The 19,615-nt window shown below is 36.2% G+C and carries 21 protein-coding genes; 7 read left to right on the top strand and 14 right to left on the bottom strand.

Features of this window, described 5'->3' with window-relative positions; genetic code table 11:
- Positions 1-47: 47 nt before the first annotated feature.
- From J2772_RS21945 to J2772_RS21935, 3 genes are all read right to left on the bottom strand, one after another.
- Entirely contained in the window at positions 48-1,322 is a 1,275-nt protein-coding gene (locus J2772_RS21945) for an acetyl-CoA hydrolase/transferase family protein (protein ID WP_209920545.1), read from the bottom strand.
- 220 nt (positions 1,323-1,542) lie between these two features.
- The gene (locus J2772_RS21940; protein ID WP_209920542.1) at positions 1,543-3,048 is read right to left on the bottom strand and encodes a succinate CoA transferase; all 1,506 of its coding nucleotides are present in this window, start codon (positions 3,046-3,048) and stop codon (positions 1,543-1,545) included.
- Positions 3,049-3,463: 415 nt separating this feature from the next.
- Positions 3,464-4,615 carry a homogentisate 1,2-dioxygenase gene (locus J2772_RS21935; protein ID WP_209920539.1) on the bottom strand — a complete coding sequence of 384 codons (1,152 nt, stop codon included), beginning with the start codon at positions 4,613-4,615 and terminating at the stop codon, positions 3,464-3,466.
- A gap of 121 nt (positions 4,616-4,736) precedes the next feature.
- On the opposite strand from J2772_RS21935, the gene J2772_RS21930 reads away from it, so the two are divergent.
- Both J2772_RS21930 and J2772_RS21925 read left to right on the top strand, forming a co-directional pair.
- Positions 4,737-6,800 (top strand): TonB-dependent receptor plug domain-containing protein, encoded by a 2,064-nt coding sequence (locus tag J2772_RS21930; protein ID WP_209920536.1) that lies wholly within the window; start codon positions 4,737-4,739, stop codon positions 6,798-6,800.
- On the top strand, positions 6,797-7,258 hold the full coding sequence (locus J2772_RS21925; RefSeq protein WP_209920534.1) for a thioredoxin family protein: 462 nt from the start codon (positions 6,797-6,799) through the stop codon (positions 7,256-7,258). Before J2772_RS21930 ends, J2772_RS21925 begins: the two co-directional genes overlap by 4 nt.
- 20 nt (positions 7,259-7,278) lie before the next feature.
- Here the strand turns inward: J2772_RS21925 and J2772_RS21920 are convergent, their stop codons facing one another.
- Positions 7,279-7,752 carry a cupin domain-containing protein gene (locus J2772_RS21920; RefSeq protein WP_209920529.1) on the bottom strand — a complete coding sequence of 158 codons (474 nt, stop codon included), beginning with the start codon at positions 7,750-7,752 and terminating at the stop codon, positions 7,279-7,281.
- Positions 7,753-7,756: 4 nt separating this feature from the next.
- Positions 7,757-8,749, bottom strand: a complete 993-nt coding sequence (locus J2772_RS21915) for an NADP-dependent oxidoreductase (RefSeq protein WP_209920526.1) — start codon at positions 8,747-8,749, stop codon at positions 7,757-7,759.
- A 176-nt stretch (positions 8,750-8,925) separates the two neighbouring features.
- Here J2772_RS21915 and J2772_RS21910 point away from each other — a divergent pair, with 176 nt between their 5' ends.
- On the top strand, positions 8,926-9,315 hold the full coding sequence (locus J2772_RS21910; RefSeq protein WP_209920523.1) for a winged helix-turn-helix transcriptional regulator: 390 nt from the start codon (positions 8,926-8,928) through the stop codon (positions 9,313-9,315).
- Positions 9,316-9,385: 70 nt separating this feature from the next.
- Here the strand turns inward: J2772_RS21910 and J2772_RS21905 are convergent, their stop codons facing one another.
- The 4 genes from J2772_RS21905 to J2772_RS21890 all read right to left on the bottom strand — a co-directional run bounded on the left by J2772_RS21905 (position 9,386) and on the right by J2772_RS21890 (position 13,226).
- Complete coding sequence (locus tag J2772_RS21905; protein WP_209920520.1) at positions 9,386-10,240, bottom strand: glycine betaine ABC transporter substrate-binding protein; 855 nt, start codon at positions 10,238-10,240, stop codon at positions 9,386-9,388.
- A 1-nt stretch (position 10,241) separates the two neighbouring features.
- A complete protein-coding gene (locus J2772_RS21900; protein ID WP_209920518.1) occupies positions 10,242-11,069 on the bottom strand; it encodes an ABC transporter permease in 828 nt (275 codons plus the stop codon).
- Position 11,070: 1 nt separating this feature from the next.
- A complete protein-coding gene (locus J2772_RS21895; RefSeq protein ID WP_209920515.1) occupies positions 11,071-12,321 on the bottom strand; it encodes a glycine betaine/L-proline ABC transporter ATP-binding protein in 1,251 nt (416 codons plus the stop codon).
- A gap of 539 nt (positions 12,322-12,860) precedes the next feature.
- Positions 12,861-13,226, bottom strand: coding sequence for a DUF1304 domain-containing protein (locus J2772_RS21890; RefSeq protein WP_045493771.1), 366 nt, complete (start codon positions 13,224-13,226; stop codon positions 12,861-12,863).
- A 66-nt stretch (positions 13,227-13,292) separates the two neighbouring features.
- Between J2772_RS21890 and J2772_RS21885 the strand changes: the two genes are divergently transcribed.
- From J2772_RS21885 to J2772_RS21875, 3 genes are all read left to right on the top strand, one after another.
- A complete protein-coding gene (locus tag J2772_RS21885) occupies positions 13,293-13,865 on the top strand; it encodes a Crp/Fnr family transcriptional regulator (protein ID WP_209920512.1) in 573 nt (190 codons plus the stop codon).
- Positions 13,866-13,928: 63 nt separating this feature from the next.
- Positions 13,929-14,360, top strand: coding sequence for a DoxX family protein (locus J2772_RS21880; RefSeq protein WP_209920509.1), 432 nt, complete (start codon positions 13,929-13,931; stop codon positions 14,358-14,360).
- 5 nt (positions 14,361-14,365) lie between these two features.
- Positions 14,366-14,809, top strand: a complete 444-nt coding sequence (locus tag J2772_RS21875) for a carboxymuconolactone decarboxylase family protein (RefSeq protein ID WP_209920507.1) — start codon at positions 14,366-14,368, stop codon at positions 14,807-14,809.
- Between the two features lie 202 nt (positions 14,810-15,011).
- Here J2772_RS21875 and J2772_RS21870 read toward each other — a convergent pair whose 3' ends face one another.
- From J2772_RS21870 to J2772_RS21850, 5 genes are all read right to left on the bottom strand, one after another.
- Complete coding sequence (locus tag J2772_RS21870; protein WP_209920504.1) at positions 15,012-15,995, bottom strand: aldo/keto reductase; 984 nt, start codon at positions 15,993-15,995, stop codon at positions 15,012-15,014.
- A gap of 4 nt (positions 15,996-15,999) precedes the next feature.
- Complete coding sequence (locus tag J2772_RS21865) at positions 16,000-16,674, bottom strand: type 1 glutamine amidotransferase domain-containing protein (RefSeq protein WP_209920502.1); 675 nt, start codon at positions 16,672-16,674, stop codon at positions 16,000-16,002.
- An 80-nt stretch (positions 16,675-16,754) separates the two neighbouring features.
- Positions 16,755-17,042 (bottom strand): putative quinol monooxygenase, encoded by a 288-nt coding sequence (locus tag J2772_RS21860; RefSeq protein WP_209920498.1) that lies wholly within the window; start codon positions 17,040-17,042, stop codon positions 16,755-16,757.
- Positions 17,043-17,044: 2 nt separating this feature from the next.
- Positions 17,045-17,929, bottom strand: coding sequence for an NAD-dependent epimerase/dehydratase family protein (locus J2772_RS21855; RefSeq protein ID WP_209920495.1), 885 nt, complete (start codon positions 17,927-17,929; stop codon positions 17,045-17,047).
- On the bottom strand, positions 17,926-18,543 hold the full coding sequence (locus J2772_RS21850) for an NAD(P)H-dependent oxidoreductase (RefSeq protein WP_209920492.1): 618 nt from the start codon (positions 18,541-18,543) through the stop codon (positions 17,926-17,928). Before J2772_RS21850 ends, J2772_RS21855 begins: the two co-directional genes overlap by 4 nt.
- Before the next feature lie 315 nt (positions 18,544-18,858).
- On the opposite strand from J2772_RS21850, the gene J2772_RS21845 reads away from it, so the two are divergent.
- Positions 18,859-19,605, top strand: a complete 747-nt coding sequence (locus tag J2772_RS21845; RefSeq protein ID WP_209920489.1) for a metallophosphoesterase family protein — start codon at positions 18,859-18,861, stop codon at positions 19,603-19,605.
- The last annotated feature ends 10 nt before the right edge of the window (positions 19,606-19,615 follow it).

Raw genomic sequence — 19,615 nt, 5'->3', positions numbered from 1 at the left:
TAAATTCTAAATAAAAATTAAAGTTAAAATATATTACTATTTGATTATCAGTGCTTAAACCTTTCGAAAGCAGCTCTTTCAAGCATTTTCCTATCATCAGGATGAGCAATACTAATGAGCTCCTGTGCTCTCTGACGAAGGTTTTTGCCATACAGGTAGGCAGTTCCGTATTCTGTAACCACATAATGGATATGGCCTCTTGTGGTAACTACACCTGCACCTTGTTTCAGGAAAGGAACAATCCTTGAAATTCCTTTTTTGGTTCTTGAAGTGATGGCAATGATAGGTTTTCCGTCCTCACTTAAAGCAGCTCCGCGCATAAAGTCCATCTGACCACCGATTCCACTGTATTGTAAGGTGCCGATAGAATCGGCACATACTTGTCCGGTAAGATCAATTTCAATCGCAGAGTTAATGGCTGCCAGTTTTTTGTTCTTCATGATATTGATCGGGAAATTAACTTCACTTACATCTCTGAAAGCAAAGACCGTATTGTCATCCACATAATCATACAACTTTCTGGTTCCAAAACAGAAGCTGGTAATGGTTTTATTGTCGTTGTAGCCTTTGTATTTATTATTGATTACATCATTCTGAATAAGGTCTATCACTCCGTCACTCAGCATTTCTGTGTGAATACCAAGATCTTTGTGGTTGTGTAAACATTTTAAAACGGCATCAGGAATAGTTCCGATACCCATTTGTAGTGTAGAACGGTCTTCAATAAGTTCAGCTACATTTTTTCCTACCAGCATTTCTTCAGGGCCGACTTTGGAACTGTAATCTACCGTGTGAAGCTCTTCTTCATGCCAAACCAGTTTATGAATTCTGTTGATGTGAATCATTCCGTCACCATGAGTTCGCGGCATCCTTGGGTTAACTATTGCAATAATGATTTTCGCAGTATCTACTGCTGCTCTTGCAATATCCACAGAGGTTCCTAATGTACAGAAACCATGTCTGTCCGGTGGAGAAACAGTTACCAGTGCAACATCCAGTGGAAGTATATTTTTTCTGAATAAAATAGGAATTTCACTTAAAAATACAGGAACAAAGTCACCTCTGTCTGAATTTACAGCATCCCGAACCGGCGTAGATACGAATAAGGAATTGATAAAGAATTTGTCTTTGTACTCTGGTTTTGCAATTTCTATATTTCCCTGTAGGGTAATAGAAACCACTTCTACATTGTCTAATCTATGAGCCTGTCTTGCCATTTCATCAATCAGATAATTGGGAGTACATGCGCTGCCGTGGAAAAACACACGGTTACCGCTTTTTATCGTAGATATCGCTTCTTCTGCGCTGATGTAATTATTCATATTTTATCGTTTTATTATAAAATTCCTGACTAATTTCTATTTCATAAAGTGTCTAACCTCTCTTAAAGATACCTTTAAAATCTCTATTTATTTTAAATATTGTAAGTGATATTAAAAGACTTTTATCATAGTAAAGAATCACATAAATTTAATAAAAAATAAAGGATCAAATGCATACCATCTGATCCTTTTATTGATTTTTCGAAGCCAGTAAAATTTGCTAATTGGAAACTTCTACTTTCTGTTTCATGCTTCCGGTTTCGGAGAATCGTAAATGCCAGCTGAATGCCTCTTCCAGCAAGTGCGGAGTATGCCCGCCACGTTCACAGGCTCTGTCAAAATAAGACTGTAATTCTTCTTTGTAATCCGGATGAACACAATTATCTATGATTTTTTGAGCTCTTTCTCTTGGTGCTAATCCTCTTAAATCAGCTAATCCTACATCGGTAACCAAAATATCAACGTCATGTTCTGTGTGGTCTGTGTGAGAAACCATGGGAAGGACGTGTGAAATCTTGTTTTCTTTGGAAGCTGCTTGCGTCACAAAAATGCTTAAGTAAGCATTTCTTGCAAAATCTCCGGAACCTCCGATTCCGTTCATAATTTTTGTTCCGCCGATATGGGTAGAGTTTACATTTCCATAGATGTCAAATTCAATGGCAGTATTGATGGCTATTACTCCCAATCTTCTGATCAGTCCGGGTGTATTGGAAATATTCTGAGGTCTTAAAACAAATTTATCTTTATATTTTGAAAGGTTCCCTAACACTCTTTCATAGCACTCCTGAGAAACCGTAATAGACGATGCAGATGCAAAACTTAATTTCCCGGAATCGATCAGATCAAAGGTGCTGTCCTGAAGAACCTCTGAGAACATGGTTAAGTCATAAAAATTACTGTCTTTAAATCCTGTAAGCACTGCATTGGCTACTTTACCGATACCTGCCTGAAGGGGAAGTAATCTGTCTGTAAGACGTCCCAAGTGAACTTCATTTTCAAAGAAATTAAGAAGATGTTTGGCAATAGCGGTTGTCTTTTCGTCCGGCTCTGCAATATCTGCCGGGCTGTCTTTAAGGTTGGTGAAAACAATGGCTTCAATTTTATTGGGATCAACAGGGATACTTTTTCTTCCGATTTTGTTCCACGGGGCGACAATAGGGATAACATTTCTGTAAGGGTAATCTTCAGCCTGATAAATATCGTGGATGCCATAGACTTCTTCCGGAACTTCCGTATTGATTTCAATGATGACTTTCTTAGCCAAAGCTGCAAACGTCACTGAATTTCCTACTGATGTAGTAGGAACAATACTTCCGTCTCTTTCAATATAGGCAGCTTCAATAATAGCTACGTCAATGCTTTGAAGATTTTTGGTGTGAAGAAGTTCGGCACTTTCACTTAAATGCTGATCGATGAAGAGAATTTCACCTTTATTGATTTTGTTCCTTAAAGTAGGGTCTACCTGAAACGGCATTCTTTTCTTTAAGACATTAGCTTCCGCCAGTTTCCCGTCTGTGCCGTGTCCCAGCGAAGCCCCGGTCATTAAAGTGACTTTAAGATCTTCTGTTTTTCCTCTTTCAGCCAGTGCCGGCAAAATAGCTTTGCTGTCACCTGCTTTTGTAAAGCCGCTGGACCCAATGGTCATACCGTCTTTAATCATTTTTACAGCATTTTCTGCTGTAGTTACTTTTTCGTGTAGACTTTCTAATCTGATTCTTTCTAACATGTAATATTGATTTTTATTAAACCACCATTACTTAGGATGCGTCATGAAAAATAATGATGGTCATATATGTGAACCATACCTTACAAATCTACGAAAAAAGACGCTTTAAATAAAGGATTTAAAGCGTCTTTTATATGTATTCAGTAATAGTTTTATCTGAAATTCTGTAAGTTCTTTAGTTTTAAATAAATCTATCTTCTTTTTAACCACATAAGCTTTTATTTTAAACACTTTAGTTCATCTAAGTAAGTTTTAAAAAATATTGAATATAAGTGCACTTCAGAAGAAAATCTTCGATTTTCAATACGTTAGGTGTTCTTTTTTGAAAAGCATTATTTTACTTTATGAAACTTAAGTGTTTAAATCTTTTGTGGTTGAAATTAATCAGTTAAGAGAATTTCGTTGTAAAAGCATCTTATTCTAACCATGAAGTTTTGTAAGACGGATCTTCCACTTTTAAAGCTTCTTCCGTAATTTTTAACGGACGGAAAGGGTCTACCATTACAGCATATTCTTCCGTGAATTTTTTACCAATACTTCTTTCCATAGCTCCCGGATGTGGCCCGTGAACAATTCCGCCAGGGTGAAGAGTGAAGTCCATTAAGTCGATATGATTACGGCTCATGAAGTCACCTTCTGTGTAGAATAATACCTCATCAGAATCAATATTCGAGTGATTGTAAGGGGCAGGAATAGCCATTGGATGGTAATCATACATTCTTGCGCAGAATGAACATACTACAAAATTATGGGCTTCAAAATTCTGGTGAACCGGTGGCGGTTGGTGAATTCTTCCCGTAATAGGTTCAAAGTTTTTGATATTAAATTTATAAGGATAGAAATAGCCGTCCCAGCCTACAACATCAAATGGATGTGTTGCATAAATAAAGTCGGTGATCTGGTTTTCTTTTTTTACTTTAATTAAGAATTCTCCTTTTTCATCCTTAGGTTCTTTGAAAGTAGGAGCAATAATGTCTCTTTCGCAGAACGGGGAATGTTCCAAAAGCTGCCCGAATTCATTTCTATATCTTTTCGGAGTGTAAATAGGAGAGTGGCTTTCCAATACAAAGAATACAGTATTTTCAGATTGTAATTCTACCTGGTAAATAGTTCCTCTTGGAATAATAAGATAATCGCCGGTTGCAAATTCAAGGTCTCCCACAAAAGTTTTTAAAATTCCGGTGCCTTCATGTACGAATAAAAGTTCGTCGCATTCTGCATTTTTGTAGAAATAATCCATCGATTTTCTTGGCTTTGCCAATCCCATTTTCAGATCATTATTCATCAAAAGAATCTTACGGCTGTCCATGAAATCATCTTCAGGAGTTACATTCATTCCTTTGAACATTCTTGGTGTAATGTTTTTATCCACCGCAATTTTAGGAGTTACATCTCTCGGTTCCCCGATTGATTTTATCTGTGTAGGGCGGTGAATATGGTACAATAGAGAAGAGATCCCATGAAAACCTTCCGTTCCGAAAAGCTGTTCATAGTAAAATTTATCTTCCGGAGATTTAAAGACTGTATGCCTTTTTAGTGGGATGTTTCCCGATAGATGATATCTCATTTTACTTTCATATGTAGTTTCTCAAATTTAATCATTTTTCATGAATTGGCTCAATCAAATATTTATTGTGAGTTTTGTAATTCAAAAATAATTGTTAGATTTGTCTAACAATTATAATTTCATGAAGCGAATATTATTTTCTATTACTTTTTTATCCTCGTATTGTTTTGCTCAGGAGACAGACAGTTTAAGTCAACATACAAACACTGATTCTGTAAAAGTTTCAAAAAAGGAGTTTAAGACCAGTAATATTGATGATGTAGTGGTTACCGGAACCATAAAACCGATGAGCAGATCCAAAAGCCCTGTAGCGGTGGAGATCTACAGTCAGAAATTTTTCCAGAAAAACCCTACTCCAAGTATTTTTGAAGCCATTAGTATGGTAAATGGAGTAAAACCACAATTGAACTGTTCTGTATGTAACACAGGAGATATTCACATCAATGGCCTGGAAGGGCCATACACTATGATTTTGATTGACGGAATGCCCATTGTAAGTTCTCTTTCTACAGTATACGGACTGAGTGGGATTCCAAATAGTCTTGTAGATAGAATAGAAGTGGTAAAAGGTCCTGCTTCTTCCATTTATGGTTCTGAAGCAATGGGGGGTGTCATTAATATTATCACAAAAAATGCTTTAACAGCTCCCAAGCTGAGTGTAGATATGATGACCAGCTCATGGGCTGAGAATAATCTGGATCTTTCCACCAAGTTTAATATTGGAAAGAATGCCGCTTCATTATTAAGTTTAAACTATTTCAGTTTTCAGGAAAAGATAGATCAGAACAAGGATAACTTCACAGATACTGCTTTACAAAGCAGAATTTCGGTTTTTAATAAATGGAATTTTAAAAGAAAGGAAAACAGACAGGCCAGTTTTGCTTTAAGATATTTGTATGAAGACCGTTTCGGAGGCGAAATGCAATGGAATAAATCTTTCCGTGGAAGCGATGAGGTGTATGGTGAAAGTATTTATACCAACAGAGCGGAAGTTTTCGGGTTGTATGAATGGCCAATGAAAGAACATATCGTTACTCAGTTTTCCTATAATTACCATGATCAGAACTCTTTTTATGGGGCTAATCCGTTTAATGCCCTTCAGAAAGTAGCTTTTGTGCAGACGTATTGGGACAGAAATTTCGGAAAACATGACATTACAGCAGGGGTAACTTTTAAAAGAACTTTTTACGATGACAATACTCCGGGAACATTAGCTTCTGACGGGGTGACCAACGCACCCATGAAATCTCCGATCTGGGGAGTATTTGTCCAGGACCAATGGGAGATTAATGATAAAAATACCTTGTTATTAGGATACCGCTATGATTACGATAAGGTTCACCATTCCATACATTCTCCAAGATTTGCATGGAAATTTTCACCAAATCCATATCATACTTTAAGATTCAATTTCGGAACAGGGTTCAGAGTAGTGAATCTGTTTACAGAGGATCATGCTGCATTAACGGGTTCCAGAGAAGTTATTGTAAAGTCTGATCTTCTGCCTGAAAGATCTGTAAATGGAAATGTAAATTATATCTGGAAAATCCCTGTTGGAAATCGTATGGTGAATCTTGATGCTTCTGCATTTTATACCTATTTCAGTAATAAAATTGTTGGGGATTTTGATTCTGATCCGAATAAAATCATCTATGACAATCTTCAGGGATATGGAATTTCCAGAGGAGCTTCATTAAATGTAGATTTTAGTTTTTCATTTCCGTTAAGCGTCAATTTAGGAGTAACGTATCTTGATGTTTATCAGAAATTTGATAATGAAGATCAAAAAACACAGCAACTTCACGCTCCAAAGTGGAGTGGAACCTATAATTTAACCTATAAATTCCCGAATAACCTGACTTTAGATTTCACCGGACAGTTTTACGGGCCTATGAGGCTGCCTGTTTTACCGAATGACTACCGTCCTGAGTATTCACCATTCTATTCTTTAGCGAATATTCAGGTTTCAAAGAGCTTCAAGTCCGGATTTGAAATCTATTGCGGGGTGAAAAATTTATTCAACTTTACTCCTAAAGATCCCTTAATGAGGCCTTTTGACCCATTTGATAAACATGCTGATGATCCAATTAGCAATCCAAACCACTATACTTTCGATACCGCATATGGTTATGCTCCTATGCAAGGCATCAGAGGGTTCTTGGGAGTGAAATATATACTGAAATGAGAATTTTAGCTTTATTTTTAATGTTTGTGCCCTGTCTTTGTCTGTCTCAGATGAAGACAGGGACTTTTTCGGAAGTGGAGTATCTGCAAAAAGAATCTCCCAAACCCATGGTGATCCATCTTTATACGGATTGGTGTGCCGTTTGTAAAATTGAGTCCTTTAAGCTGAATAAGGATAAAGATTTGGTAGAAATAATGAACAACCATTTCTACCTGATTAATTTTGAGGCTGAAAAAACCAGAGAGAAAATCAACTTTCAGGGACAAGAGTTTGAGTATTTATCCAATGGAAGTTCAGGAATTCATGAGTTGGCGTTGGCTTTGTCTAAAAATAAGGAACAGCCTGTTTATCCTTTGTGGATTTTTCTGGATAAGAATCAGAATCTAGTATATTATCAGGAGGGATTGCTTACTCCTGAAAAAATGAAGCAGAAGTTGTTGGAGATTTCGGCTTTGTGATGGGTTGCAAAACATCTAAACTATCCAACTTCAGCATCTATTAAAATGGCCAATTGTATACACGGTTCATCAGACCTGTTACTCCATGCATGGTTTGTTCCTCTTTGGATTACAATATCTCCAGGTTTTAAGAGAGTTTCCCCTTCTTCCATAATCAGATAAAGTTCACCGGACAGAATGATGATATAATCTAATGTTGGAGTGTAATGCATCATCGGATGAGGTTCTCCTTCCTTGGATTGAACTCCTAAGTCTTTATCCGGGGGAACGACTACATATCGGAAATAGGTTCCATTTTTAGGGGTTTGTGGAAATCCTGTGTTTGGAATTCTGTTTTCAACATCTAAAATTGCCGGCATTGTCTGGGTATTCCAGATGTCTGAAATAATCAGCCCCGGGAAATGTTCTATGGCATTTTCAACCTGTTGATCTTCTACGATAATTGATTTTCCGTCTTTGATTCCGGTTACGATGCGTCTTGGTATTTTATTCATGGGCTTACGAATTTTTCATGATGAGTTTATGACCTTGGGTTTGGTTGTTTTTAAGGATGGAATGGGCCTTAAGGACAGTGTCCAAAGAAAGAGTTCCTATTATTTTATGTTGGGAAGGTGAGAGGGTACCATTTTCAATAAGTCCTGCAATTTCTTCCAGACTGTTTTTATAATATTCATACTGTTTTACCATGCTGTAGGCGTAATTGGAGATAGTCATAATCAGAGTGCCTTTGTTGAAGAGAAGTTCATGAGCTTCTTTGGTAACAAGAGCTGTGACATCTACATAAGTTCCGTTGATCTTTAATACCTCAGCCATGACTTCTGCCATATAATTTCCAACCAAATCAATTCCAATATCAAAAGGTTGATGCTGATTGGCTTTTAAAATATTTTCTGCAAGATTTTCTTCCCTGTAATTAACAATCTGGTGTTCTTTCAAACCAAGATTCAAAAACATCTGCTTGTTTTCTTCACTACCAACCGTGATGATGAAGTTTTGAATACTGTGGGCCAATAAAATTTTAATTAAAAAAGACCCGACTCCGCCGGCTGCTCCGGTGATAAGAATCGTTTGTTCCGGTTGTAATTTCAGTCTTTTAAAAATTTGTAGGGAAGTCAGTCCTGCCGATGGAATAGAAGCTGCCTGTTCGAAGGATATATTTTTTGGTTTGAGCGCAACAATGGCTTCCGGAGCTGAAATATATTCGGCATAAGTTCCATTGCTTCCCATGGAACCGCTGCCACAGAATACTTCATCTCCAATGTTGAACTGAGTGACATCTGCTCCTCTATCTACAACGACTCCTGATAATTCCCGCCCTAATATGGGTGAACTGATTAATTTTCGTTCTAGTTCATTTTCCAACATTTGGTAATCAATGGGATTGAAACCACTTGCTTTGATCTGAATTAATACTTCATTCTTTTTGACTTGAGGCTTTTCAATAAAAGCATCTTCGAGCTTAAAATCTTTATTTAAAATAACTGCTTTCATAGGTTGATATTTATTTTTTAAGGCCATATGCCATTGCACTGTCTCTATCAGTATTTGTGTTTGAGAGAAATCCTGGCGATTTCATATTGCTTATTTGATGTACAAATGTAAAACGGGAATAGTTTATATTTGCTACTAGTTAACAAATGGTTACTAGTTACCTTGATGAAACTATTATGGCAAAAATTATTGAAAACGGAACCGAAAGAGAAGCAACCTGTACAGAAGAATTATTTGCAATGCGCGATAGCCTGGATGTATTGGGCGGAAAGTGGAAACTGATGATTTTAAGATACCTGACTAACAGAACGGATCAACAGATTCATTTTAAAAAGCTGGAACGTGGGATTGATGGAATTTCTGCAAAAATGCTGAGTAAGGAACTGAAGGAATTAGAAACCAATCTTCTGATTACAAGAACGATCCAGGATACAAAACCTATTACCGTTACTTATGCAGTGACAGAATATGGAAAATCTGTATTTCCGGTAACAGAGACGCTGGTAAATTGGGGATTGCTGCATAGAGAGAAGATCAAGGAATCGATGAGCTCTTCCGAATCTTAAAAAGAGCAAGAAAAAATCCTCAGACCCAGTAGAGTAGAGGATTTTTAGTCATCATAAATGAATGGCCAAATTACTTTTTATCTAACCATCTATTGACCAGTTCAGAATGCTTTTCCACCCATTTTTGTGCAGTGGCTTCTTTATTTTTACTGTGTTCCATTTGGATTAGAAGATCAGACATGGTTTCATCATCAAAATGGAGTTTAGAAAAGAATGCTGCGAGCTCCGGATGATCTGTAGCAAAGCTTTTTCTTGCGTAGGTTTTAATCTGTTCTGCTTCACCAAATATTTTTTTTGGATCGTCGAGAAACTTGAGTTTCATTTTACCAAACATCCAGTGGGGCTGCCATCCTGTTACCACAATCCATTGTTTACGCTGTATGGCGTTCTGTAATTCAGTGATCATGGCAATGGTAGAGGAATTGATCTGTTTGTAATTCAGTTTATAATCAATAATAGCTTTATCTGTTCCTGTTGTTAATCCTGCACCCTTTTCAATTCCAATGATTCTGTGATTGAACTGTTCCTGATGCTGGTTAAGGTCTTCAATAGACTGAATGGGAACATATTCCGGAACTACCAATCCTATGCGGCCATTGTTATAATTCGTTCCAATATGTGTTAATTCGGGAAATTTGGCCAGCTTTTTAGCATGAGTGTAAGGAAGCCAGACTCCCATGAAAAGGTCTGTATCTTCATTATTCATTGAAGCCAGAATCATATCTGTGGATGCTTTCTGAATAATGACATGATAGCCTTGCTGATCCAAAATGGCTTTGGCAACATGGGTCATAGCAACATCTTCTGCCCAGCCATCTACCATTCCTATGGTAATATATTTGGAATTTTTTATGTTTCCACATGAGTTTAATGCAGTGAACACTGCTATTAAAATGGGAAAAAATAGATATTTTAATTGTTTCATCTTATTGTTTTTTCTTTACAAATCCCTGGGTAATCCTGTCGAGGATAATAGCTAAAATAACAACGGATAATCCGCTTTCAAATCCCAGTCCGATATCCAGATTATTAATTCCTTCCAACACTTTTTCACCCAAACCGCCTGCGGCAATCATTCCGGCAATCACAACCATAGATAAGGATAGGAGTATGGTTTGATTGATCCCTGTTAAAATAGTTTTCATTGCTAAAGGAAGTTCCACTTTAAACAGGATCTGACGGCTGGTTGCTCCAAAAGCACGTGCGGCTTCTACAATATCTTTAGGAACAGATTCAATTCCCAGTGTTGTTAAACGTACAGCAGGTGGCATTGCAAAAATGATTGTTGCAAAAGCACCGGGTACTTTTCCGATGCTGAAAAACAGGACAGCAGGAATCAGGTAAACGAAGGCAGGCATAGTTTGCATTAAATCCAGTAAAGGGCGGATAATTTTTGCTGCGATTTTGTTTTTAGCAGCTAAAATTCCCAGAGGAATAGAAAGGACAAGTGCGGTAATGGTTGCTACGAAAATAAGCGCCAGTGTTTCCATGGTTTCTTTCCATAATCCCATCAAAAATATCAAACTTAATCCTGCTGCTGTAACAATGGCGATACCTTTTCCAGCTTTCCATAATGCTAAGAGGGTAATGAAGAGGATGATTACATAAAAAGGAGTATTTATCAATACCCATTCAATCCCCATGATAGAAGCGTTTCCTATATGTTTTATAACATCAAATACTGGTTTTCCGTTTTCTGTGAGCCAATTGATTGCAGTTTCTACATATTGACCTATATCTATAATTTTATTCATCTTATTGGTTGTTTGCGATTTCTTTTAATTCAATGATTTCTTCTTCGTTAAATTTGGTAGCTTCTATGACAAGAGATAATTGGGTGACAAGACCTAAAAATTTATTGTTTTCATCTACAACAGCAATGGCAGATTTATTTCCTGAAATTAATGGTAACATTTCTTCTACTGTCACTTCGGGATATACTGAAGGTACATTGCTATTGATAATGGATTCCACTGTTGGCTCTTTCTTTTTTGCAATTCTGACAACATCATTAAGCATTACAAAACCAAGAAAATTATTTTGGAAATCTACAACGGGTAAGTTTTCTAACCCTGTTGCTCTCATTTTTCTTAAAGCACCTTCAGGGCCGTCTTTCCTAAAACGTACTACTGTTGCTTTATCGAACATCAAAGATCTTGCGGTGATAATTGTTTTACGGTCTACCTTCTCTACGAATGCTTTTACATAGTCGCTTGCAGGATTGGTTAAAATATCTTCGGCTGTTCCTATTTGTTCTATGACACCATCTTTCATAATGACGATACGGTCTCCTATTTTAATGGCTTCGTCCAGGTCATGAGTAATGAAAACAATGGTTTTCTGCAAGGTGTTTTGCAGTTCCAGCATTTGATCCTGCATTTCAGATTTTATTAAAGGATCCAGTGCAGAGAAAGCTTCATCCATAAGTAATACTTCGGGATCATTGGCTAAAGCCCTTGCTAATCCTACTCTTTGCTGCATTCCTCCCGAAAGTTGTGAAGGATACTGATTTTCGAAACCATTTAATCCAACAATATCGAGTGCTTTCTGTGCTTTTTCATCGCGGGAAGTTTTGCTTTCTCCTCTGATTTCAAGTCCGAAACCTGCATTATCTAAGATGTTGTGATGAGGAAGCAATCCAAATTTTTGAAATACCATGCTCATTTCTGTTCTTCTTACTTCCAGAAGTTCTTTATTGTTTTTACCGGTAATATCATCATCATTGATATATACTTTTCCTGAAGTAGGCTCATTCAGTCTGTTAAGACAACGCAGCAAGGTAGATTTTCCGCTTCCGGATAGTCCCATGATGACAAAGAATTCACCTTCATAGATCTCAAAACTCGCTTTGTTGATTCCTACAGTACACCCTGTTTTTTCAAGAATTTCCTTTTTGGAAAAACCTTTGTCTAAAAGTTCCTGTGCTTTTTCTTTGTTTTTACCAAAAATAATAGTCAGATCTTCAACTTTAAGTTTTACTTTTCTACTGTTTTCATTTTTTTCCATATTCAGAATTTTTTAATTTATAATTGATACACCATTTTGTATATCATTACATGATTAAACATTTAACATCTGTTGTTCTTGGTGACGAGTGTACAAAATAATCTGCCGAGCTTATAATGATAAAAGCTGCAAACAAAAAAATAATAGCATAAAGCCCTGTGGCCTTATGTTTATTTTAAATATTTCAATAGATTTTACTCTAGAAAAAGAGTGTCATGTGTAAAAAGAAATTAATCTTTTACATGGATTCTACAATTAAATTACTGATGAGGTAATAAAAGATATGTGTACAGAACAACTTGAATTCCTACATTTCATCAAAATGCGGATCTATTATAAAAAACCTGTATATCAGTTTTTTACAACGTTGCAAATTTACGAATTTTATTTTAAATGGATTTTTTTGGACCTAAGAAGCTGGTTTTAAGTCAGGTTATAGAGCGAGATACTCATGATAAATTTCCTCTTATCATTAAAGATAAAAGTGATTTGATAATGCTGATTTTTTGGAGAAGATCCTTACAAAATAATCAATGAAATTACTTCAGTAAAACAGCAATGATAGCCAATATTGCAGGCAATGCCTGAACAAAAAATATCTTCTTTGTAGCAGAAATGGCTCCATAAATACCCGCCACAGCCACACATCCTAAAAAGAATAATGCTATATTATCCTGCCATTGCGGATCTTTAATCAGAAAAGACCAGATGAGTCCGGCAGCTAGAAAACCATTATAAAGCCCTTGGTTGGCGGCCAATCCTTTTGTAGGTTTGAACATTTCCGCAGGCAGAGCAGCTTTGAAAACTTCTTTTCCTTTGGTTTCCCAAGCGAACATTTCCATCCAAAGAATATAGAGATGTTCCAGTGCCACAACGGCGATCAGAATTTTAGCAACGACTTCCATTATTTAATGTTTTTGAGATTGTAAAACTAAAAAAATAAAGTTAAGTTTGAGTATTCAATTCTAAAGATGGATAATTTCAAGGCACATTTAAATAAATTCATTACAGTAACAGACGAAGAGTATGTTTCAATTTTTTCATTCTTTGAAGTATTGAAGGTGAAGAAGAAGCAAAGTCTGATGCTGGAAGGTGAGGTTTGCAGAAATATGTATTTTGTGGTGGAAGGTTGCCTGAGAAAGTATTTTATTAATGAAAAAGGAGTAGAACACACTACTCAGTTTGCTATTGAAAACTGGTGGATTACTGATACTTTTGCTTACGAAAGGCAGCTGCAGACGGATTTTAATATTCAGTCTGTGGAAAAATCTACCATTCTTGTCATTGATTCTAAAAGTCAGGAATTATTATTGGAAAAGCATCCCGTCATGGAAAAGTATTTCAGGATTATTTATCAGAGAGCTTATGCGGCTTCCGAAAGAAAACTCCGTTATCTGACTGAGTATTCACGGGAAGAGTTATATATTCATTTCAGTACATTATATCCTTGGTTTATTCAAAGAATCCCTCAATATCTTATCGCTTCATTTCTTGGTTTTACCCCAGAATATCTGAGTGAAATCAAAGCAAAATTACGTTCTTAAACCAGTTTAAGTTTTTTACGGATCAGAAGTCGGAAATTTGTCATGTAATTAAAAGAGAATGCAATGACAGATACACAACATCAGTTTCCGCAGTTATTTTTAAGACTGGCTCTTTCTGTAACCATGCTTTCTGCAGTGGCTGATCGATTCGGGTGGTGGAGTCCGGAAAATTCTTCATGGGGAAATATGAAGAGCTTTGAAGAATACACTAGATCATTAACTTTTTTTCTTCCTGAAGCTTTGAGTACTTTCTCAGCTTATGCAGCCACATCTTTAGAAATTTTATTTCCATTGATGCTGACGGTGGGCTTTAAAACGAGAATTGCAGCCTATGGAAGCTGTATCTTATTATTGATTTTCGCAGTATCAATGACTATTGCTTTAGGTTCTAAGGCTCCACTCAATTATTCAGTTTGGGTAGGAAGTGCGGCAGCTCTTTTATTGGCTGTTCAGCAACAATATTCTTTTAGTATAGATCAATTAACCAAAAAATAAATATAATGAGTGCAAGATTTAACATGGCCACTACAGATGCCGCAGCGTATAAAGCAATGTTGGGATTAGAAGGATACTTACAGAATACTTCTTTAACCCATATTCAAAAGGAATTAATTAAAATCAGGGCTTCCCAGATCAATAAATGTGCTTTCTGCCTTGATATGCATACCAAAGATGCCCTTAAATATGGGGAAACAGCTCAGAGAATCTTCATTCTGGATGGGTGGACAGAAGCTAAAGAGTTTTTTACAGAAGAAGAACAGGTGCTTTTGGCAATGACTGAGGAAATTACTTTAATCAGCCAAAAAGGATTAACAGATGAGACCTATCAAAAGGCTAAATCATTCTTTGATGAGGCTCAGATTGCTCAGATCATTATGGCGATTATCACCATCAATGCATGGAACAGAATTGCGATAAGTACCCATCTGCCTATTGCAAAATAGGGAGGAGGTAAGTAAGATGGGAGGAGTAAGCTGGAGGTTAATGCTGAGGTTTACCATACAAAAAAAGAGCTTTTCAATAGTGAAGAGCTCTTTTTGTATTAAAAATCATTGGGATTATTTAATCTGAATTCAAAGACTTATAAGTAATCAATTCACTGATATAGTACTTCCATCCTCATTCTTCCAGCTCCCAGCTTTTATATTAAATCTTGCTTAAAGCAGCGTTGATGAAGTTCAGCTCTTCCTGAGAAAGGGTGATGTCCATTGTTTTTGCATTTTCAATAGCTTGCTGGGCATTTCTGGCTCCTGCTAATACTACTGTAATTGCCGGTTGTAGAGTAGTCCATCTTAATATCAGTTGAGAAAGGCTGGCTTCTTTTTCCTGAGCAATCGGTTCAATTTTTTCTAAGAAAGTTTTTACTTTATTTAAATCAAACTGAGAGAAATACCCGTTTCTGTGGTCGTTGTCTTTTAGCTTGTTATCCTTGAAATATTTACCTGTTAAAAGACCTCTTTCCATTGGGCTGTACACGATAATTCCGGAATTGTTTTCTAAAGAATAAGGTACAAGATCATTTTCAATAGCACGGTTCAGCATACTGTAAGAAACCTGGTTGCTGGCTAATTTCAATGTTCTGTTAGCTTCTTCCATTTGTACAACACTGTAATTGCTTACTCCGGCAGCACGGATTTTTCCCTGTTGGATTAATAGTTCCATAGCTTCCATTGTTTCACTGATAGGCGTTGTACTGTCTGGCCAATGAAGCTGTAAAAGATCGATATAATCTGTACCCAGTCTTTGTAAGCTTTCTTCAACTTCTTTGATGATGTTTTCTTTAGAAGCGAATTTATAAACCGGAATTACTTTTCCTTCATCTTCAGCATCAAAGAAAAATTCTCCTTTTCCGTTGTTGCTTCCATCCCATACCAAACCTAATTTGGTTAATAGCTGGATTTTGGAACGGTCTCTTCCTTTTATAGCTTCACCAATCATTTCTTCACTTAATCCGAAACCGTAGAAAGGAGCTGTGTCAATAGAAGTTACACCATGATCTAATGAAGCGTGAATAGAATTAATAGAATCCTGTTTCTCATTACCACCCCACATATTACCACCAATAGCAAAAGCTCCGTGTGTGATGGTTGATAATTCTAAATCTATGTTTCCTAGTTTTCTATATTCCATTTTCTTATTTATTTAATTCTTTTAAAATTGCTTCTCCCACGCTTTTTGCAGATTGTGGATTCTGTCCCGTAATGACTCTTTGATCTGTTACCACATGATTCTGCCAAAGTCCTGATTTTTCAAATTTTGCTCCTCTTTCTTTTAATTTGTTTTCCAGTAAGAAAGGAACAATATCTGTTAATTTTACAGCAGATTCCTCTTCATTGGTGAAAGCATTAATCTTTTTACCATCTATTAAATATTTTCCATTATTCAGTTTGATATTCACCAAACCTGCTGGGCCATGGCATACTCCTGCTACAATCCCACCGTTTTCATAAATTGTTGAAGCAATAGAAGCAAGTTCAGTATTATCTGCTAGATCCCACATCGCTCCATGTCCGCCTGCATAAAAGATGGCTGAGTATTCTTTTGGATTTACCTGTGATGGTGTTAAAGAATGATCGATTTTGTTTTTGTATTCTTTGTTTTCCCAGAACTCTTTGTTTACAGGATCCTTTAAATCAAATCCATCTACCGGTGGAGTTCCGCCTTTCGGACTTACAAAGTCAATTTCATATCCTGCTTTGTGAAGAACTTCCCAAGGGTGAGAAACTTCTCCCAAATAGTATCCTGTATCTTCTCCTGTACTGCCTTTTTTATCATGGCTGGTTACAACGAATAATATTTTCTTTTTCATACCCATAGATTTTTGGTGTTGTGCCTGAATCAATCCTATCGTCAAAAGACTAAAAAATAATAGTGTCAGTTTTTTCATTGTTAAATAAGATGAGTGATATAAATTTGTGGTGTTTCCTGAAGTTTTTCATCAATCAAAGCTCCGAAAGCTTTAATATAAGGCTGTTCATTATGCTGTGCTAATCCTTCTTCACTTTTCCATATTTCGTAGAAGACAAAATGATTCTTGTCTTCAATTCCCTGATGAAGATTGTACAATTCGCACGCTTCTTCTTTTCTTGTTTCCTGTACCATATTCTGAAGAACGTCCAATACTTCTGAACGATGTTCTTCTTTGGCTTTTATAATAGCTGTAAGATGAATTTTCATAATTAAATAAAATTTTCAATTGAGTTATAGATAGGTTTCCAATCCAGTTCTGTTCTGGCTTTATCTGCGCTGCATCTGCTGTTGGAAGCAAAGCCGAAATAACCTCCTGCAGGACCAAAATTGTCAACAGCTTCTTGTATGTTCAAAGATTGGGCAGATTTAAGATTGTATTTTTTACTGATGATTTCTGCAATGTTTTTTAGGGAAGATGAACCATTTTCAGCATAATAAATAGAACCGCCTTTTGCTTTTTCCAAGGCAAGTACATACAGATTGGCCAAGTCTTCAATATGTAAGTTAGACCAGATATTTTCACCATCACCAAAATAAACTCCATGTCCTTTTTTCTGGGAAAAATTAATAAGAGCAGGGACCTGGATGCTGTCTTTTTTTATCCCTAAACCTTCTCCATAAACCATTGTAGGAACAATAACGATACTTCTTATGCTTTTGTTTACAGATTGCAGAACATAGTTGTTGATCATGACTCTTGATGCCATTTCAAGTCTTGGCTGCAAAGGGAAATCTTCTCTGAAGATAAAATCACTTTTTTTACCATTCTCCTTGCCGCCGAAAATAGCAGAACCTGAAGTGAATATAAAAGTTTTATAGCTTCCTTCTAATGCTTTGATAAAACTATCCACAGCATAAGCGTCATCTGCGGAGTCAGCATTATGGATAACAGCATCAACACTGGAAACTGCTGATTTTATAAGATCTTCATTATGTATATTTCCTATAATGGTTTTGATTCCCAATGATTCCAGTTCCTGCACATGAGCTTCATTACGGACCAGTCCTGTTACTTCATAATTTTTGTCAAGGAGTTTTTTTGCTATAGTTCCGCCTATATAGCCAGTAATACCTGTAATCAGTACTTTTTTCATGATACCAGTTCCTTTTTTAATTCTTTTTCAAATGCATTTTTCACGTGTTCTCTGTAAAGTTTCATATCGCGTTCTACATTAGCATTCTTTTCTACATCATGGAAGTGGAAACTTTCCATTTTTTCTAATGATACAAAGGCATTCATTCTGTGGAAACCAAATAAAGGTCCTTCATCTACACTTTTCTCATCAAAGAATTCTCCCGGAAGTGTAAAGGCTGTAGCAGGAGCATTCCAGCTTGTTGTTACCATATATTTTCTTCCGCCGAGCATTCCTCCTGTGCCGTAATTGATATCAGGATTGGCTGCATTTCTTCCGTCACTCATATAAATACCTTTTGCGTGACCAGCGGTGAATACTTCATCAATATATTTTTTCAATCCATTCGGAAGCTGGAACCACCAGATGGGAGTGTGGTAAATGATATAATCTGCCCAAACAAATTTTTCTACTTCTTCATGTTTATCATAATGTTCACTTACGTTGGTGATTTTTACTTCTACATTATCAAATTCTTTAAGAGCAGCTAATGTATTTTCTGCGATGGTCTGATTATATTTTCCTCCGGAATGTCCGAAATTCTGTCCTCCGTTGATGATTAATATTTTTTTCATTTTTTATGATTGTTTAAATTTTACTATGCAAAGTTACCTCGGACAGGTGTATAATAAAAATAATATAAATTATAGTAAAGTATCAGAATATTTATATAATGTAATTTGAGTGAATGGTGAATAGTGAATTCACTTCGCTTGTCAATTTTTTATAATCAACAATAATTCATTATTCATTTGCAAACAAAATTGACAACTGGCTTTATTCGACAAAAACTGATGATCAATAATGATTATCTCATGGTGAAATGTCATGTTATATCTGAATTGAAATTCCCTTTTGTCTTGTAAATTTGATTACCAAATTGAGAGACAATGATACAGATAGCAGTTTTCAGTGATGTACATGGGAATCTTCCGGCATTGGAAGTGGTGTTGAAGGATATTGAACAGAGAGGAATTCATCAGAAGTTCTGCTTGGGAGATCTTGTAGATTTTGCCCCTTGGGGAAATGAAGTGATAGAGACAATGAAGAGTATGAATATTCCTTGTCTGCTGGGAAATCACGATGAAAGAATTGCTTTTGATCTGTCTGTTTTTCCCTTGTCTAAACATTCTGAAGAAGAAACGAAGGCGAGATTTATCGCTATAGATCATTCTAAAAAACATATTACAGAAGAAAATAAAAAGTTTCTTTCCGAACTTCCTTTTCATTTGAAATTAAACTATAAAGTAGGAAATAAGCATTGGAGTCTTCAGTTATTACATTCCAGCCTGGAAAGTAATGATAATTATTTGTATGAATCGGAAAATGATGAGGTTTTTATGAAGATGCTGGAGAATTCAAATGCTGATCTGATCGTGATGGGGCATACTCATTTATCGTTTACAAAACAGTTTGAAAATAAAAAATGGGCTGTCAATTGCGGTTCCGTAGGTCGCTCCAAGGAAGGAAACAGGTTGGCTTCTTACCTTGTACTTACTTTAGATGATGAAAAGATGATTCCTGAAATTGTACAGTTGAGTTATCCGCTTGAAGAAACCGCTCGTCAGATCGAGAAAAGCGGAATTCCGGATTATTATGCATCATTTTTAAGAAATAAAAATATATTAATATTATAATTGTTTCATA

Origin of the sequence: Chryseobacterium jejuense (genome assembly GCF_017877355.1) — a bacterium.
GTDB lineage: Bacteria > Bacteroidota > Bacteroidia > Flavobacteriales > Weeksellaceae > Chryseobacterium > Chryseobacterium jejuense_A.
Note: the sequence above shows the minus strand (reverse complement) of the source record. Positions and strands in the feature narration are given on the sequence as shown.

Bases quoted from the DNA above. Each gene is read 5' to 3' on its own strand.
- J2772_RS21930 (WP_209920536.1), top strand. From the start codon at position 4,737: ATGAAGCGAATATTATTTTCTATTACTTTTTTATCCTCGTATTGTTTT.
- J2772_RS21935 (WP_209920539.1), bottom strand. From the start codon at position 4,615: ATGAGATATCATCTATCGGGAAACATCCCACTAAAAAGGCATACAGTC.
- J2772_RS21845 (WP_209920489.1), top strand. From the start codon at position 18,859: ATGATACAGATAGCAGTTTTCAGTGATGTACATGGGAATCTTCCGGCA.
- J2772_RS21905 (WP_209920520.1), bottom strand. From the start codon at position 10,240: ATGAAACAATTAAAATATCTATTTTTTCCCATTTTAATAGCAGTGTTC.
- J2772_RS21855 (WP_209920495.1), bottom strand. From the start codon at position 17,929: ATGAAAAAAGTACTGATTACAGGTATTACTGGCTATATAGGCGGAACT.
- J2772_RS21910 (WP_209920523.1), top strand. From the start codon at position 8,926: ATGGCAAAAATTATTGAAAACGGAACCGAAAGAGAAGCAACCTGTACA.
- J2772_RS21895 (WP_209920515.1), bottom strand. From the start codon at position 12,321: ATGGAAAAAAATGAAAACAGTAGAAAAGTAAAACTTAAAGTTGAAGAT.
- J2772_RS21885 (WP_209920512.1), top strand. From the start codon at position 13,293: ATGGATAATTTCAAGGCACATTTAAATAAATTCATTACAGTAACAGAC.
- J2772_RS21875 (WP_209920507.1), top strand. From the start codon at position 14,366: ATGAGTGCAAGATTTAACATGGCCACTACAGATGCCGCAGCGTATAAA.
- J2772_RS21925 (WP_209920534.1), top strand. From the start codon at position 6,797: ATGAGAATTTTAGCTTTATTTTTAATGTTTGTGCCCTGTCTTTGTCTG.
- J2772_RS21940 (WP_209920542.1), bottom strand. From the start codon at position 3,048: ATGTTAGAAAGAATCAGATTAGAAAGTCTACACGAAAAAGTAACTACA.
- J2772_RS21850 (WP_209920492.1), bottom strand. From the start codon at position 18,543: ATGAAAAAAATATTAATCATCAACGGAGGACAGAATTTCGGACATTCC.
- J2772_RS21890 (WP_045493771.1), bottom strand. From the start codon at position 13,226: ATGGAAGTCGTTGCTAAAATTCTGATCGCCGTTGTGGCACTGGAACAT.
- J2772_RS21870 (WP_209920504.1), bottom strand. From the start codon at position 15,995: ATGGAATATAGAAAACTAGGAAACATAGATTTAGAATTATCAACCATC.
- J2772_RS21900 (WP_209920518.1), bottom strand. From the start codon at position 11,069: ATGAATAAAATTATAGATATAGGTCAATATGTAGAAACTGCAATCAAT.
- J2772_RS21860 (WP_209920498.1), bottom strand. From the start codon at position 17,042: ATGAAAATTCATCTTACAGCTATTATAAAAGCCAAAGAAGAACATCGT.
- J2772_RS21880 (WP_209920509.1), top strand. From the start codon at position 13,929: ATGACAGATACACAACATCAGTTTCCGCAGTTATTTTTAAGACTGGCT.
- J2772_RS21865 (WP_209920502.1), bottom strand. From the start codon at position 16,674: ATGAAAAAGAAAATATTATTCGTTGTAACCAGCCATGATAAAAAAGGC.
- J2772_RS21920 (WP_209920529.1), bottom strand. From the start codon at position 7,752: ATGAATAAAATACCAAGACGCATCGTAACCGGAATCAAAGACGGAAAA.
- J2772_RS21945 (WP_209920545.1), bottom strand. From the start codon at position 1,322: ATGAATAATTACATCAGCGCAGAAGAAGCGATATCTACGATAAAAAGC.
- J2772_RS21915 (WP_209920526.1), bottom strand. From the start codon at position 8,749: ATGAAAGCAGTTATTTTAAATAAAGATTTTAAGCTCGAAGATGCTTTT.